At 63.2% G+C, this 14,953-nt stretch carries 14 protein-coding genes; 9 read left to right on the top strand and 5 right to left on the bottom strand.

What is annotated here, in order from left to right; genetic code table 11:
• Nucleotides 1-3: 3 nt before the first annotated feature.
• The 4 genes from GR167_RS00365 to GR167_RS00350 are packed head-to-tail and all read left to right on the top strand — an operon-like array spanning nt 4 to nt 2,579.
• Nucleotides 4-1,104 carry a hypothetical protein gene (locus GR167_RS00365; RefSeq protein ID WP_160971459.1) on the top strand — a complete coding sequence of 367 codons (1,101 nt, stop codon included), beginning with the start codon at nt 4-6 and terminating at the stop codon, nt 1,102-1,104.
• Nucleotides 1,101-1,835 carry a flagellar basal body P-ring formation chaperone FlgA gene (gene flgA / locus GR167_RS00360; RefSeq protein ID WP_160971458.1) on the top strand — a complete coding sequence of 245 codons (735 nt, stop codon included), beginning with the start codon at nt 1,101-1,103 and terminating at the stop codon, nt 1,833-1,835. The genes GR167_RS00365 and flgA overlap by 4 nt, the downstream gene beginning before the upstream one ends.
• Nucleotides 1,836-1,890: 55 nt before the next feature.
• Complete coding sequence (gene flgM, locus GR167_RS00355) at nt 1,891-2,196, top strand: flagellar biosynthesis anti-sigma factor FlgM (protein WP_160971457.1); 306 nt, start codon at nt 1,891-1,893, stop codon at nt 2,194-2,196.
• A 17-nt stretch (nt 2,197-2,213) separates the two neighbouring features.
• Nucleotides 2,214-2,579 (top strand): hypothetical protein, encoded by a 366-nt coding sequence (locus GR167_RS00350; RefSeq protein WP_160971456.1) that lies wholly within the window; start codon nt 2,214-2,216, stop codon nt 2,577-2,579.
• Nucleotides 2,580-2,756: 177 nt separating this feature from the next.
• On the opposite strand, the gene GR167_RS00345 is transcribed toward GR167_RS00350, so the two are convergent.
• On the bottom strand, nt 2,757-3,365 hold the full coding sequence (locus GR167_RS00345) for a hypothetical protein (protein WP_160971455.1): 609 nt from the start codon (nt 3,363-3,365) through the stop codon (nt 2,757-2,759).
• A gap of 155 nt (nt 3,366-3,520) precedes the next feature.
• On the opposite strand from GR167_RS00345, the gene GR167_RS00340 reads away from it, so the two are divergent.
• Both GR167_RS00340 and GR167_RS00335 read left to right on the top strand, forming a co-directional pair.
• Nucleotides 3,521-4,285: a hypothetical protein gene (locus GR167_RS00340; RefSeq protein ID WP_160971454.1), complete on the top strand. Its 765-nt coding sequence runs from the start codon at nt 3,521-3,523 to the stop codon at nt 4,283-4,285.
• Complete coding sequence (locus GR167_RS00335; protein WP_160971453.1) at nt 4,285-5,001, top strand: hypothetical protein; 717 nt, start codon at nt 4,285-4,287, stop codon at nt 4,999-5,001. Before GR167_RS00340 ends, GR167_RS00335 begins: the two co-directional genes overlap by 1 nt.
• A 106-nt stretch (nt 5,002-5,107) precedes the next feature.
• Here the strand turns inward: GR167_RS00335 and rpoN are convergent, their stop codons facing one another.
• Entirely contained in the window at nt 5,108-6,436 is a 1,329-nt protein-coding gene (gene rpoN, locus GR167_RS00330; RefSeq protein ID WP_160971452.1) for an RNA polymerase factor sigma-54, read from the bottom strand.
• A 185-nt stretch (nt 6,437-6,621) separates the two neighbouring features.
• Nucleotides 6,622-8,106, bottom strand: coding sequence for a flagellin N-terminal helical domain-containing protein (locus GR167_RS00325; protein WP_160971451.1), 1,485 nt, complete (start codon nt 8,104-8,106; stop codon nt 6,622-6,624).
• A gap of 209 nt (nt 8,107-8,315) precedes the next feature.
• On the opposite strand from GR167_RS00325, the gene GR167_RS00320 reads away from it, so the two are divergent.
• The 3 genes from GR167_RS00320 (at nt 8,316) to fliD (ending at nt 12,722) form a co-directional block, all read left to right on the top strand.
• Nucleotides 8,316-9,077, top strand: a complete 762-nt coding sequence (locus GR167_RS00320) for a motility protein A (protein ID WP_160971450.1) — start codon at nt 8,316-8,318, stop codon at nt 9,075-9,077.
• 22 nt (nt 9,078-9,099) lie between these two features.
• A complete protein-coding gene (locus GR167_RS00315; RefSeq protein WP_160971449.1) occupies nt 9,100-10,332 on the top strand; it encodes an OmpA family protein in 1,233 nt (410 codons plus the stop codon).
• 74 nt (nt 10,333-10,406) lie between these two features.
• Nucleotides 10,407-12,722 (top strand): flagellar filament capping protein FliD, encoded by a 2,316-nt coding sequence (gene fliD / locus GR167_RS00310; protein ID WP_160971448.1) that lies wholly within the window; start codon nt 10,407-10,409, stop codon nt 12,720-12,722.
• A gap of 118 nt (nt 12,723-12,840) precedes the next feature.
• Here fliD and GR167_RS00305 read toward each other — a convergent pair whose 3' ends face one another.
• Both GR167_RS00305 and GR167_RS00300 read right to left on the bottom strand, forming a co-directional pair.
• Nucleotides 12,841-13,914 carry a sigma-54 interaction domain-containing protein gene (locus GR167_RS00305; RefSeq protein WP_160971447.1) on the bottom strand — a complete coding sequence of 358 codons (1,074 nt, stop codon included), beginning with the start codon at nt 13,912-13,914 and terminating at the stop codon, nt 12,841-12,843.
• A 175-nt stretch (nt 13,915-14,089) separates the two neighbouring features.
• On the bottom strand, nt 14,090-14,953 hold the full coding sequence (locus GR167_RS00300; protein WP_160971446.1) for a lysozyme family protein: 864 nt from the start codon (nt 14,951-14,953) through the stop codon (nt 14,090-14,092).

The raw sequence follows: 14,953 nt of genomic DNA, 5'->3' as shown, positions 1-14,953 counted from the left end.
GCCATGCTGCGCCTGCGGGTCCTGATACTGGCGGTGGTCTACCTGCTGGGCCTGCCGCTCGCGGCATCGGCCCAAGCGGTGTGGGTCGAGGTGATCGGCCATGCCGTCGCCAGCAATGCCAAGGACAAGCCCGCCGCGCGCCGCCGCGCATTGGCCGATGCGCTGATCTCGGCCGGGATGGCCGGCGGGGTCAGCATGAAGGGGCACACGGTGCTCGACAAGGGCCGCGTGGTGCGTGACCTGACCATGATGCGCGCCGCCGGACGGGTGCTGCGCTATAACAACCTGGGCGAAGCCTGGGCCGGCAACACGATCCAGATCCGCCTGCGCGCGCTGGTCGCGCCGCTGGAAGGACCCGCCTGCGGACCGCGCCGTCACATCGTCCTGGTCGCCCTTGCCCCCAATATCCGCACCTCGCCCAACGCGCCCGCCTGGGCGGCGCAACTGGGCAACGAACTTTTCAACGACGCGCTGGCCCGGCTGGAACGCAAGCGCTCGATCACGCTCGACAAGGTGCTGGCCCCGGGACAGCAGCCGATTTCGAAGACCAAGAACACCTCGATGAGCTATACCTCGCTGACCCAGGGCGATATCCGCCTGCAGGGCGGCGACACCCAGCTGGCGACCTGGTTCGAAATCGACACCGACTATGGCGGCGTCACCGGGCGGCAGGTCGTCATGCGGGTGCAGATCCAGCTGATCGAAGGCACCGGCCAGGTGACCCAACGCACCCTGTCCAACGCGGTCAGCCTGCCCGGCAGCGGGCCGATCACCACCGCGCTCGGGCCCCGGCGTCCGAAGCTGAAGGCGAAACTGTCCGAAGGCTTCGTCGAAATACTCGAAGGGCTGGTCGACATGGCCACCTGCACCCCGGTCGCGGCCCACGTGCGCCGCGCGGGCAACACGCTGTCGGTTCCGGTCGGCAGCCGCCAGGGGCTGAGCCGCGCCGCGCTGGCCTTCACCGAAAACCCGGCCTCGGATTTCGAGGCGCTAGAAATCGTCAAGCTGAGCGGCGACCGCGCCACCCTGCGCCCGCTCGACCCGGCCATGCCGCTGTCGGCCTTCGACGGCCGGATGGTGCGTTTCGTCGAGGCGGGCCAATGAAGCTGGCCGCCGCCCTTGCCCTGATACTGACCGCCGCCCCTGCCCTTGCGCAGGACGGCGCGGCCGAGCGCGCATTTCCGAACGGCATCAGCGGGACCGATCTGAATCGGATCGTGGCCGAGGCCATGCAGGCGCGCGGCATGGCCGGCGGCCCCCAGATCGCCGCGAACCGCAGCTTTCCGCCCTGCGATCACCTGCCCGAGATGCACCCCGCCAACAGCGACTGGTCGCTGATCCGGATGAGCTGCGACGCGCCGCGCCCCTGGGTGCGCCACCTGCGCAGCACCGCGCGCGGCCCCCGTCATATCGCCTCGACCGCCACCAGGATGCAGCCAAGCGGACCGCAGGTGGTCACGCTGTCGCGCAGCCTGAAACGCGGCGCGGTGATCACCGGGGCCGATATCGAACTGGCTGCTTCCTCGGGCGGCAGCGACGGACTGGGCGCCTTCAGCGACCCGTCCGACGTGATCGGCCGCACCCTGACCGCCAATGTCGGCGAAGGCCGCATTTTATTGGCCCGCCAGCTGGAACAAAATTGGCTGATCACCCGCGACATCCCGGTGGAAATCGGTTTCCGTGATTCCGCCGTTTCCGTCAGCATGCCGGGAATTGCCTTGGAAAACGGGCAGTTGGGCGAACTTATCGAAGTCAGAAACACCTCCAGCGGCAGAATTTTACGCGCCATCGTCGCCGGACCACAAAAAGTGCAAATAAATGCTAAAACCCAGTGAAACCGCGTCGTTAGTCTACTCGAGAAATGACAACTTTCGGACAGGAGAGAGAGCTATGGTCGATCCGATCAAGATATCGCCCAATGCCTCAGCAACACGGTCTGTAACATCTGGCGCATCGCAGGCGAAAGCCGCGCCGGCTGCTCCTCAGAAAGCTGGGTCGGTTGCGGGGGCAAATACCGATGCAGTTTCGCTGAGCGCAACCGCCAGCACGTTGCCGAACGAGCTGAAGGCCGGGCCGCCGTTTAACACCGAAGCGGTGAACAAAATTAAAAACCAACTCGCCGAAGGGAACTACCCTGTCGACGTGGACAAAATCACTGACAGTTTGTTCCAGGGCTACATGGAACTGGCAGGCTAAGCGGTAAGGGCGGGAAAATGACGACTGTTCAACTGATCCATCTCGGGGCCAGCGCGGTTCTTCTTGTGGCTGCGTTCGTGGTTCTGGGCTACCGCTACAAGCTGCGGCGCGCCTATGAAGCGCGCGACCTGTCCACGGCCGAGCTCCTGGATGCGCTGGAACGCCGCCTGGAAGGCCAGTTCAAGGCGCAAAACGCCCTGATCGGCGACCAGAACAAGACGATGGCCAAGATCGCAAGCCAGGTCACGACCCTCGCCGATGAGCGCCTGGTGGAGCAGGCGATTTCCATCGCGCGCATGGGCGGCGACCCGGAACATATCAGCACCTCGGTCGGGCTGACGCTGGATGAGGCGCGCACGCTGCACCGCTACCGGCAGAACTGAGACCGGGAAATATCTGAATGCGAAAGGCCGGCTTTGCCGGCCTTTTTCTTTGCCTGCTGCGGGGATCGGTTTTCCGGGCTGCCGCCTGCCCTGCCCGTTTCGGTGTTCCAAACAGCCAGACAAAAGAAAACCGGGCCAGGGCCCGGTTTACGTCTCGAACGAACTTGTCGGCAGCGATCACATGATCGGAACCACCGAGGCGCCGGCGGCCAGGCGCAGGGCCCAGGCCTCGACATCGTCTTCGAACACCTTGTGGATCGACGGCCGCGACTTGATCAGCGACGCGATCGCCAGTTCCTTGAAATCCTGATGTTCCGCGACCAGGTTCGGGTCGACCTCTTCCCAGCTCATGTCGGGCAGGCGCACCTGGGCGCGCTTGCCGTCCGAGGACAGCCGCACTTCCCAGTCGAAGCCGAACAGGGTCAGCGACACCCGCCCGCCGGCACGGAACGACCCGCTGCGGCGGATCATGTGCATGCCGACGTAATCGTGCAAAGCGTCGCGGGTGTTGCGCACCACCTCGGCCGCAACCGGGCGCCAGCCCTCTTCCAGGGTCGCGCGCAGCTGTTTCCACGGCGTGTCGGCATTGGGACGGAAAGCCAGGATGTCATGCGCTTCCCCGGCGGCGACGATATCGGTCAGCACCGTTCCGACCTCAAAGACGGTATCGCCAATGGTCAGCCTGGCAAAGGGCGCGACCTCAAGATCCGGATCAGGCGCGGCACTTGCATCTCCTAGTGCGGCATGGGACCCGGCTTCATCAAAGGTCGGTTGGTGTACCGTCATCAGTGCCTCCTTCACGGGGTAGCATAATCGTCTGAACTTACAAACGGCGCGCCGGGGCGTTTTTTTACCACCGCCGGTTCAAATTATCGCCCCGTTTCAGCGCCCCGTTGGCACGAAAGATGCAGTCAGGTTCCCGGATAGATACGGAGTGTGCAATGAGCACGGAACAACCAGATACGAGCGAAGCGATCAAGATCGCGCTCGCATCGGCGGAAACTGCCAACGATGCCGCGTACTTGGCGGAGGGCACCTCGAGGAAGCTGAGCGCCAAGGCCGAATGGGTCGACCGCAAGCTGATCCCGGCCGGGGTCGGCGGCATGGTCGGCATTCTCGTCTGTTCCGCGCTCAGCGCGATGGTCTATTACCGCACCCTGGGCGATCTGCGCACCGCGCGCGACACCCATGTCGAGGCGCTGCACCTGTTCACCCAGAACGTCAACCAGCTGAAAATGGCGGTCGAAACCGCCAATACGATGATCGACGACCAGGTCGCCGAAAAGCAGGCCGTGGCCGCGGCACTGGAGGAAATGAACCTCAAGATGGCGTCTCTCGAAGCGCAGCTGGCCGAAACCAACGCGCTGAACAACGCGGTCATGGGCCAGGGTTCTGAGGGCCTGTCGGCGCATCTCCAGACCCTGATCGAGCCGCAGATCGATGCCGCCCGCGACGACGTGATGGCCGGGATTTCCGATCTTCAGCTGGCGCTGTCGCAGAAACTGTCGGCGCTGGCCAATCAGATCATCGCCAACGGCCCGGCGACCGAGCCGAGCAACCGCTTTTCGGCCGCGGCCGCCCCGGCCCCCAAGCCGCGGCTGCAGACCCAGACCAGCACCGAGATCAAGCCGCGCAGCAAACCCACGCAGGACACGACGCGTAAAACCGCGTCCAAATCCGCGTCGAACCCGTTCAGTTACCCGTAATGCACCCCAAGCCCCCCGAACAACCTACCGAGGTCCATCTTGAACTGGCCAAGGTCGGCGCCGCCGGGACATCGCTGGGCCTGCGCCCGGGCGACAAACTGGTGGGGCTGGACGGTGTACCCTATACCGACGGCGCCCGCGAATTGCGGCACCACTTTTCACCGATGGAAACCAAGAAGGTGGCGATGCATTTCCAGCGCGCCGACCTGGACCTGACGGTGATCAGCACCACCCCGAAACTGGGGCGCTGGCGCCCCTGCCCGGCCGTGGGAAATCCCAAGCTGCCGCAGGTCGACGCCAACCGGATCGAAAACTGGGAAGTTCTGCGCGCGCCGGACGGGCAGTATGATCTGTTCCGCCACCGGGTATCGCCCCTGGCCTGGATGGCGACGCCGATCTGGCTGGCGAATATGCGCTTGTGGCCGCATCTGGGGGGGATCAGCGCGCTGGTACTGCTGGGCTGGCCCGCCGGATGGTGGGCCTCGGTGCTGCTTTACGCGCTGGCCGCGGCCTATGTGCGGCGCAACTACGCGCAACTGATCCGGGCCGACCGGCTGGCCCGCGGGCTGGCCCCCTATGCGGTGGTCGCGGCGGAAACCGAAGCGGCGGCCCATGCGGCCTATACCAATATGGAACCCGATGACCGGTTTGCCTTCGGATCGGCCACCATCGCGGCGTCCAGCCCCGCCGGCAAGCACAGCAATGCCGAAGCGTGAGCGCCGGACCGCCCTGCCCTCTTTGATGTTAACCCAATAAAAAGACAGCGGAAAACGACGCCGTCGCCTTCCGCTGTCTTTTCTCGTCCCGGAGTGGAATTCGGCCTTAATCCGCCTGCAGCAGCGCGTTGCGGCGGCGCTGGAAAGACGAAGGGATTTTCAGGATGTCGCGGTATTTCGCCACCGTACGGCGGGCCAGATGGGTGCCTTCAGTGGTGATGATCTTGGCGATGGCTTCGTCGCTCAGCGGGTTGGTGGGATCTTCGTCGCGGACCAGCTGCTGAATGCGGTGACGCACGGCGGCGGCGGATTCACCGCCCTCGCCCTCGTCCTTGCGCAGCGCGGCCGAGAACAGGTATTTCAGCGGAAAGGTCCCCTGCGGCGTCTGCATCAGCAGGTCGGTGGTGACCCGGCTGACGGTGCTTTCGTGCACGCCGATTTCCTCGGCCACGTCCTTCAGGGTCATCGGCACCAGGCCCGCGGGCCCTTTTTCCATGAATTGCGACTGCCGGCGCAGGATTTCGGCACCCACCGCCAGCGTAGTCTGATTGCGATGCGCCACCGCGCGGCGCAGCCACAACGCCACCGACAGCGTGTCGTTGACATATTCGCCATGCGCCGCCTTCAGGGTCGCCGCCTTCTTCTCATTGACCACGACGCTGGGCAGGGTCGATTTGTTCAGATCGACCTTCCAGCCCTCGTCAGAACGGGACACGATCAGGTCGGGGGCACGCTGCGGCGCCACCGGACCGTTGAAATCGGCGCCGGGTTTCGGGTTCAGGCTGCGCAGCAGCTTCAGCGCCGGGCGCAATTCGTCCATGTCGCAGTTGCAGGCGCGCATCAGCCCTTTCAGGTCGGCCTGCGCCAGTTTCGGCAGGTTGTCGAGAAGCGTGCGGAACAGCGGCGTCATCACGCCCTTGTCCTCGGCCTGCAGCGCCAGGCATTCGGCCAGCGATCGGGCGAACAGGCCCGAGGGTTCGACCTGCTGCACGCGCTGTAGCCAGTCTTCGGCCTCTTCCATCGAGATGCCGATGCGCTGCGCCAGCATGTCCAGGGGTTCGCCAAGCCAGCCGCTGGGTTCCAGTGCTTCAAGGAAGACATCCGCCGTGATCCGGTCCGCCGGATTGGGGAACAGCATGTCGAACTGCACCGACACGTGGCTGTAAAGCGACTGGTCGTGTTCCTGGATCCGCGCCAGCATGTCGGCCTGATCCATCCCGCCGCCGCGCGATGTGCTGCCGACGCCGCGCATCGACTGGCTGTCGCCCGCCGCACCGGATTTCACTTCGATAAAGGGATTGTCTTCGGATTCGCTTTCGATGACCGAATGCAGATCGACATTACTATACTGAAGAAGGCAGATCGCTTTCTGAAGCTGCGCGGTCATGACGACCGACTGACGCTGCCCGATACTCTGAACCGTTGAAATTTGCATAAGGCTTCTCCTTGACTGCAAGGATGCGGCCCATTTTAGCCCCAAACAACGTAAAACGTTTGACTTAGCCTTCAGAAGGTATCCCACCCGAAAGTATGGGTAGTTAACCTATTGTTAAAAAAGAATTTCGGCGCCGAAGCGCCGAAATCTTGTCAGGTGTGTCAAATTCCCGTCAGGGATCGCGATTAGCCTTGCAGCAGCTGCATCACGTTCTGCTTCGAGGAGTTGGCCTGGGCCAGCATGGCGGTCGACGCCTGGCTCAGGATCTTGCCGCGTGCCAGGTTGGTCGATTCCTTGGCGAAGTCGGCGTCCTTGATCCCCGAACGGGCCGCTTCGACGTTGACCGAGATGTTGGTCAGGTTCGAAATCGTGCTGTCCAGGCGGTTGGAAACCGCACCGAGCTTGGACCGTGCGTTGTTGACGGTGTTCAGAGCAACGTCGATCACCTTGATCGCGTCCGATGCGCCCTGCGCGGTGGTCAGGTCGATCGAGGCCACGTCGTCCAGGGTCGAGGAGTTGGCGGTGGCTTCGAAGAAGCTGGTACCCGCGGCGATCACGTCGGAACCGACCGAGAAGCCCTTGGTCGAGGTCATCGAAACCTGGCCCGAGATGTGCGACGAGGTGACTGCACCGGTGGTGTCGATCAGCGTGGTGGTGTGCACGTCGGCGGTCGAACCTGCTGCGGTACCGTCTGCGTTCAGCGCGGTCACGGTCAGGGTGGTGTCGTTGACGCCGGTATCGTAGTTGGTCAGCTCGATGTCGTTCCCGTCCTTGTCGGTCAGGATGATCTCGCCGTTGTTGTCGCCCATGGTGGCGGTCACGCCGGTCTGGCCCGACTGGGTGTTGATAGCGTCACGCAGACCACGCAGGTCGTTGGTGTCCGAGATGTTCACGTTGCCGATGGTGGTGCCGTTCACTTCGAAGGTCACGGTCGATGCGGCCGAGAAGCCCGACAGTTTCGCCTTGGAAACGGCGGTCGCTTCCACACCGGTCGACGCCGAGCTGGCGTTGATTTCATCCGCCAGCGACTTGGCCGACTGGCCCGCAGAGGTGGTGATCGAAGTGGAACCCGCGTAACCGGTGATGTCCAGCGTGGTACCTGCGGCGATACCGGTGTCGGTCGAACCCGATGCCAGCGACACGGCGGTGTTCACGGTGTGGGCGCCGATGTCGGTTGCGGCGGCGCTGTCGACGTCGATGCTCAGGGTCTGGCCCGAGTCAGCGCCGATTTGCAGCTGCTTGCCGGTGAACGAACCGTCGAGGATGTTCATACCGTTGAAGGTGGTGTCCTTGGCGACGCGGTTGATCTCGCTGATCAGCTGCGTGCCTTCCGACGCCAGGTTGTTCCGGTCCGAAGCGGTGTTCGTGTCGTTCGAAGACTGAACGGCCAGTTCGCGAAGACGCTGCAGCATGTTCGAGATTTCGACGTGTGCACCTTCGGTGGTGTCCACCAGGTTCTTACCGTCGGTTGCGTTACGGACCGCTTGGCCCAGGCCCTTGATCTGCGCGGTCATCTTTTCCGCGATCGCCATGCCGGCTGCGTCGTCCGACGCTGCGTTGATGCGCAGACCCGAGGACAGGCGTTCCATCGAGGTCTGTTGTTCCATGTTGACGCGCGACATGGTTGCTTGTGCCGAAAGCGCGCCGATGTTGGTGTTGATAGTAGTCATGGGTAGTCTCCTAGAGTTGGCTAGCGCTGCCCTGCGCTTGAAAAGACCAACGACGAGGGGCAAAAAAGTTTAAAAAAAAATACACACAAACATACTATCTATTTGTTTTTGCTCATTTTATTTCTCTTGCACTTTGTTTGACCCCCATTCTTCGGGGCTTGGTACGCTTCTTGCTCACATCTATCGCGTATAGAGAATGGAGCATTCACATGGATATCGCGTCCCTTGTTGGGCTTATCGGTGCGGTCGGCATGATCATCGGCTCGATGATCGTCGCCGGCGGGCTCGGCCCCTTCATAGATGTCCCATCGATTCTGATCGTCTTCGGCGGCACATTCTTCGCCGTCATGTTCACCGCACCGATGGGAACCTTCCTGGGCAGTTTCGGATCGATGGCCAAGGCCTTCATGCCCAAGCTGCCCAAACATACCGAACTGGTGGAAACCATGGTCGACCTGTCCAACATCGCCCGCCGCGAGGGCATGATGGCGCTGGAGAAGAAGGAAGTGTCCGACAAGTTCTTCGAAAAGGGCCTGCAGATGCTCGTCGACGGGGCCGATGAAATGAAGATCGTCAGACAGCTTCAGAAAGAGATCCAGTCGATGAAGAAACGCCACGAGGGCACCCAGGGCGTGGTGAAGTCCTGGATCGACATCGCGCCGGCGATGGGGATGATCGGGACGCTGATCGGCCTGGTCCAGATGCTGGGCAATATGGAAGACCCCAAGGCGATCGGCCCCGCGATGGCGGTGGCGCTGCTGACGACTCTCTATGGGGCGTTCATCGCCAACGTGATTTTCGGCCCGATCCTGGCCAAGCTGGAAACCTATAGCGCCGACGAAGTGATCTACCGCGAATTGGTGGTCGAGGGCTTGCGCAATATCGCAAGGGGCGAATCCAGCCGCAACGTTCAGGATCAGATGGTCGCCTCGCTGCCGCCGAAGATCGCCGAAAAGATGCTGGCGGCCTGATCTCTATATATAAGGACAGAACATGGCGAAGAAACCGATCCCTCTTCCGGTCCAGCCGATCGAACAATCGCCGCAGGACGATTGCCCGAAATGCCCCCCGGTCGGCGCCCCCGCCTGGATGGCGACCTTTTCGGATATCGCCATCCTGCTGATGGCGTTTTTCGTGCTGATCCTGTCCTTTGCCGAATTCAACCAGCCCAAGTTCAAGATGATTTCCGGCTCGCTGCGGGAATCTTTCGGCGTTCAGCGTGAAATTCCGGTGATGGAACAGCCGCGCGGCACCACCGTTTTGGAAATGAAGTTCAGCCCCTCGCCCGAACCTTCCATCACCCAGACCCTGACCCAGGACACCACCACCACCGAACAGCCCAAGATCCGCTCCGATCAGGACGAACGCCAGAAACGCGCCGACGTGGACAACAAGATGTCGGAGTCGGAACAGAAACGCCAGATCGCCGAGTTGCTGAAAAACGCGCTGGAGAACGGCGAATTGCTGGCCCGTATCGAAAATGACCAGGTGGTTCTGGATTACCAGCCCGGCACCAACGCCTTCGACCAGACCGACCCGCAGACCCAGACCGCCCCCGACCGCAATCAAAGCGAGCTGGACCAGAGCGAACAGGACCAGACCGGCCCGGCCCAAGCACTGGGCGCGGCTGGCACCGAACGATTGCTGGCCGAAGTGGTGCAGGAGCTCAACACCATGGCCCAGATCGCCGCGGCGGAACAGGCGATGGAAACCGAACTGGACGGCGATTCCGCCCCGCTTGGCCAGGCCGACGACCCGACCGGCGAACCCGGCGAGGGCAAGGCCGCGATTGCCAGCGACAAGCTGCGGGTCGCGCTGCGCCGCGAACTGGGCGCGGGGCTGGTGGCGGTCGAACGGCGCGACGGCAAGGTCTATGTCACCGTCGGCGCCGGCGGCGCCTTCCCGTCGGGCCGGGCCGAACTGACCGCCGAGGCGCGCGGCATCATGGACCGCATCGCCTTTGCCGCGATGAGCGATGCCAGCACCATCACCGTGACCGGCCATACCGACGACGTGCCGCTGAACCCCTCTTCGCCGTTCCGCGACAACTGGGGCCTGGCGGCGGCGCGTTCAGCCAGCGTGGTGCGCGAACTGGCGGCCACCGGATTGCTGGACCCGACCCGCCTGACCGCGACCAGCGAAGGCGAAAGCAACCCTATCGCCGACAACGCCACCCCCGAAGGGCGCGAGTTGAACCGCCGGATCGAGATCGAGATCAGCTTCTAGGCCCTGCCCGGGCCGGAAGCGCAACCTAAACAATAGCACCCAGCGGACGTTAATGCGGGAAAGGGGTGATCGACATGTCTGACCTATTAAGTGCGCTGAACACCAACGGCAGTGGGCTGAATATTACCGAGCTCGCCAGCAGCCTGGCCAAGGCCGAAACCGAACCGCGGCGGGAAATCGTCGAGGGGCGGATCGAGGATATCGAAGTGTCGATCTCGGCCATGGCCGAGGCCCGCGCGGTCCTCGAGGACCTGGAAAACTCGATGAAGGTGATCACCAATGAATCGCTGATCCAGACCAACAGCGCCAGTTCGGCCATCACCGCGACGGTCACCGATGCCAGCAAGGTCGAAACCGGCAGCACCAATATTTCGGTCGTCGCCCTGGCCAAGGAACAGGTGCTGCAGTTCCAGGGCTTCAGCGGCGAAGACGCCGTGGTGCAGGCCGGGACGATCAACATCGATTTCGGCGTCTGGACCACCGACGATCCGCCGGTGTTCTATGCCGGCGACCGGCCGCAGGTGAACATGAACGTGGCCGAGGGCACGACGCTGCGCGAACTCGTGACCCAGTTCGACAATATCGACGGGATCGAAGCCAGCATCATCGATGTCGGCGACGGCACCTTTACCATGGGTATCCTCAGCGAAACCGGCGGCGCGAACGGGCTGAACTTCACCGTGGTCCCCGCCACCAGCGGCACCAGTTCGCTGTCGACGGTTGCCGGTCTGACCGCCGGGGATTCGCTGACCGATACCCAGATCGCGGCGGGCACCTCGCTGGATATCACCGGCCCGTCCGGGGCGGCCACGATCACCACCACGGCGGGCATGTCGGCCAAGGATCTGGCCGCTGCGATCAACGCCAACACCGCCACCACCGGCGTCGACGCGACCGCCGTGACCAATGCCAAACTGTCGGGGCTGACCGCCGCGACCGACGTGTCCTTCTCGCTCAACGGGACCGCCATCGGCCCCGTCACCATCGCGGACACCACCGACCTGACGGGCCTGCGCGACGCGATCAATGCGCAAACGGGCCTGACCGGCATATCCGCCGCCTTCGGCGATACCAACGGCGAAATCATCCTGACCGACAGCGCCGGCAACGACATCGAACTGACCGGTTTCGACACCAGCGTCGACGACACCGGCCTGACCATCGAGTCGCTGAATGCGGACGGGACCGCGACCGGTCTCACCGCCACGCTTCTCGACACCACCGGACCGGTCAATTCGGCCTTTGTCACCGGCCAGGTTCAGATGACCTCGACCACCGGCAGCTTCTCGGTTGCCGATAGCGTGACGGGGTCTACCTCGTTCTTCAGCGCCGCATCGAATGCCTCCACCGAGGAAGCCGTCACCGGGGCGGATATCAATCTGTCCGCCTTCGATCTGACCGGCACGATCGCAGACCACCAGGTCCGCGGCGCCTCGGACGCGGTAGTGGAATATAACGGCATCACGGTCTACCGCTCGTCGAACGAAATCAACGACCTGATCGACGGCGTCACCCTGGAACTGAACGACGTCACCGGCGGCGACGTCGCGATCACCACCGAGATCGAATACGAAGAAGCCCTCGCCCGGGCGCAGGTGCTGGTCGCCAAGATCAACGAAACGATGGAGTTCCTGAACGAAAAGACCAGCCGCGGCATTCTCGACGGGGCGGAACCGGGTGATCTGGCCGGTGAATCCACCATCGAGGCGGTCAAAAGCGGCATCCGCTCCATGTTGCGCACCGGGATCACCGGCTTCGGCAACGAAACCTATTACCTCAGCGATTTCGGCATTTCGCAAAAACTCGACGGTACTCTGGAACTGGATGAGGACGCGTTCGAAAAGGTGATGACGGAATCCCCCGAAAAGGTGATGGCGCTGTTCGAATCCCAGACCGTGGCGTCGGATCCCTCGATCACGATCGCCGGCAGCCCGCCTTCCGGCGCGGACACCATGACCCAGTCGTTCCGCCGCGACCCCGTCACCGGCGCGGCCTATCTGGGGCAGACCGAACTGACCTCCCTGTTCCCCGGCGTCGGGATGACCTTCTACCTGGCGGCCTCGGGCGAAATGTCGGGGATTTCGCTGACGGTTCCCGATGACGTGAATGCATTCGACGTCACCCATGGCCGCAGCTGGAGCGACACGCTGCTGGGCCGGATCCAGGACGCGCTGAGCGGCAGCAACGCGATGGCGTCCCGCGAAACCGCGCTGCAATCCGACCTGACCTCGAACGAGGAAGAGCTCGACGTGCTGGACACCAAATACGGCACGATCGAAGCCCGCTATCTCGAACGGTTCACCGCGATGGAAACCATGATCACCCAGCTGAACAACACCGGCGATTATATCACCAGCCTGCTGGATGCCTGGGCCGCGGAAACGGCCTGATCCGGCCGAACCGAGCGGTAATACCCGGCGCGGGCATCTGCGCCCCCTGCCCCGAAACGAAAAAGAGGCCGCTTCCTGCGAAGCGGCCTTTTCAGTCTGACAGGGATTGGTAATTCGCTTAGTGGGGTTTCTTGATCCCGTATTTCTTGATCTTCTCGATCAGCGTGGTGCGCTGCAGCCCAAGCGCTTGGGCGGCGCCGGTGACATTGCCGTCGCAGACTTGCAACGCGCCCTCGATCATGCCGATTTCCATGTCGCGCAGGATCAGGCGGATATCGATCGATCCCTTTTCGCGCAGCATTTTCAGCACGCCTTCCTGATCGCCCACCGCGAAACCGGTGCCCGGCGCGTTGTTCGTCGCGGCGCCGTCGGTTTCGCTCAGCAGTAGAAAGTTGTCGACCTCGGCGGCGTGCAGCATGCGGCCGGGGAACATCACGATGGCGCGGTCGACCACGTTGCGCAATTCGCGCACATTGCCCGGCCAGCCATGCGCCTGCAGCCGTTCGATCGCGTCCATGGCGAAATGCGGCAGGTTGGCATGCGGATGCTGATCGGAGTGATCGCGCAGCATCCGGTCGATCAGTTCGGGGATTTCTTCCAGCCGGTTGGCCAGCGACGGCACCGGCACCGGCAGCACGTTGATGCGGTAAAACAGGTCGGCGCGGAATTTGCCCTCGGCCACTGCATCGGTCAGCCGACGGTGGGTCGCCGTCACCAGCCGGAAATCCACCGCGATACTTTCGCGCCCGCCGACCCGCTGGATTTCGCGGCTTTCCAGAACGCGCAGCAGTTTCGACTGCAATTCCAATGGCATATCGCCGATTTCATCCAGGAATAGCGTGCCGCCATCAGCCATTTCGATCAGTCCGATCCGGCGTTCATCGGCCCCGGTGAAGGCGCCCTTTTCATAACCGAACAGTTCCGATTCCAGCAATTCGCCAGGGATCGCGGCACAGTTCACCGCCACCAGCTGACCGTCGCGGCCCGAGGCGTGGTGAATGGCGGTTGCGGCGCGTTCCTTGCCCGCCCCGGTGTCGCCGCTCAGCATCACCGGCGCGCCGCTGGGGGCGACCGCGGTCAGCATCTGCTTCATCCGGCGGGTGGCGGGCGACGATCCGACGATATGCGTGTCGATCTCATACAGAACCGGTGCTTCGGCATCGAAAAAGAGATTCGATACTACATTCGTCATTATAATCCCTCGTTGTAATATTGACGCGCAAATGATCGGTTTTCCGACGCGTCATCTTTACAAACAGCGTAGTCAAAAACCCGACATCGACACCATCTATCGGAGGTTGATCGCCGACTCTCTTACGAAGGGATGGATATACTTTTGGCTATGTTTCGCGTTTCAGGTCATCGCCTCAATTCGCGAATTCGGCCCGCAGCTGAGCGATGAGATCGCCGCGATCCGCCGTGGCGCGGCCCGACCGGCGCGGCAGCCGCGGCTGGCGTTGCTGCTGAACAGAGGCAAGCTTGGGCAACGGGCTTTCGGGCAGAACCACTGCGCCCCCCTGCCCGGCCATCCCGGCGACGTCGATCAACGGGGTGCTGGCCAGCGCCAGAACCCCGTGGCGCGCGGCGACCACCGCCTGGCGGCGCGGCTGTTGCGCCACGGCCTGCCCCTCGGGCTGCACCAGCCGGCTTGCAGTGGAGGCGACGAAGGAAGGCTGCTGCTGCGGCAGTTTCGCGATCACCCGGTTGACCCGGCCAAGATAGGCCTCGCCGCGTTCGCCGTCGGCGGAATGGTAATTCTGCGTCGCCTTTTCCCAGCTGCCGTGACGGTCCTTCAGTTGCGTCAGGAACCGCGCGGCATATTCGGTATTGGCCTCGGGCGACATCATTTCCTCGATCGAGGCGAAGTTTTCGCTGTGCCAGCGGTAATTGATCTGCATGCAGCCGACATCGACATTGCGCACGCCGCTGTCGAGCACCTCGCGCAGCTTCTTCAGCGCCGCGGCGCGGGTCGGGAAATAGTACCCCTTGCCTTGCACGTTCAGCGTCCAGGGCCAGGCGCGCACGCCCTTGTCGCCCTGCTTCAACCCGGTTTCGACCCGGGAAATCGCCGGCATCAGGTCGCGCGGCACCCCGTGCCGGGCGCCGGTCTTGGCGGCTATGGCCTCGCAATCGACCGTGCTGGCCCAGGTGGGCGGCCCGGCCAGGGCGACAAGCGCCAGGACGATTGCGAGGCCAATTCTGCGCAACGATGCAGCCACAGTACCGTACAT

This window comes from Thalassovita mangrovi (assembly GCF_009857745.1).
Taxonomy (GTDB): Bacteria; Pseudomonadota; Alphaproteobacteria; order Rhodobacterales; family Rhodobacteraceae; genus Thalassobius; species Thalassobius mangrovi.
This window is presented reverse-complemented; position numbering and strand designations above follow the sequence as displayed.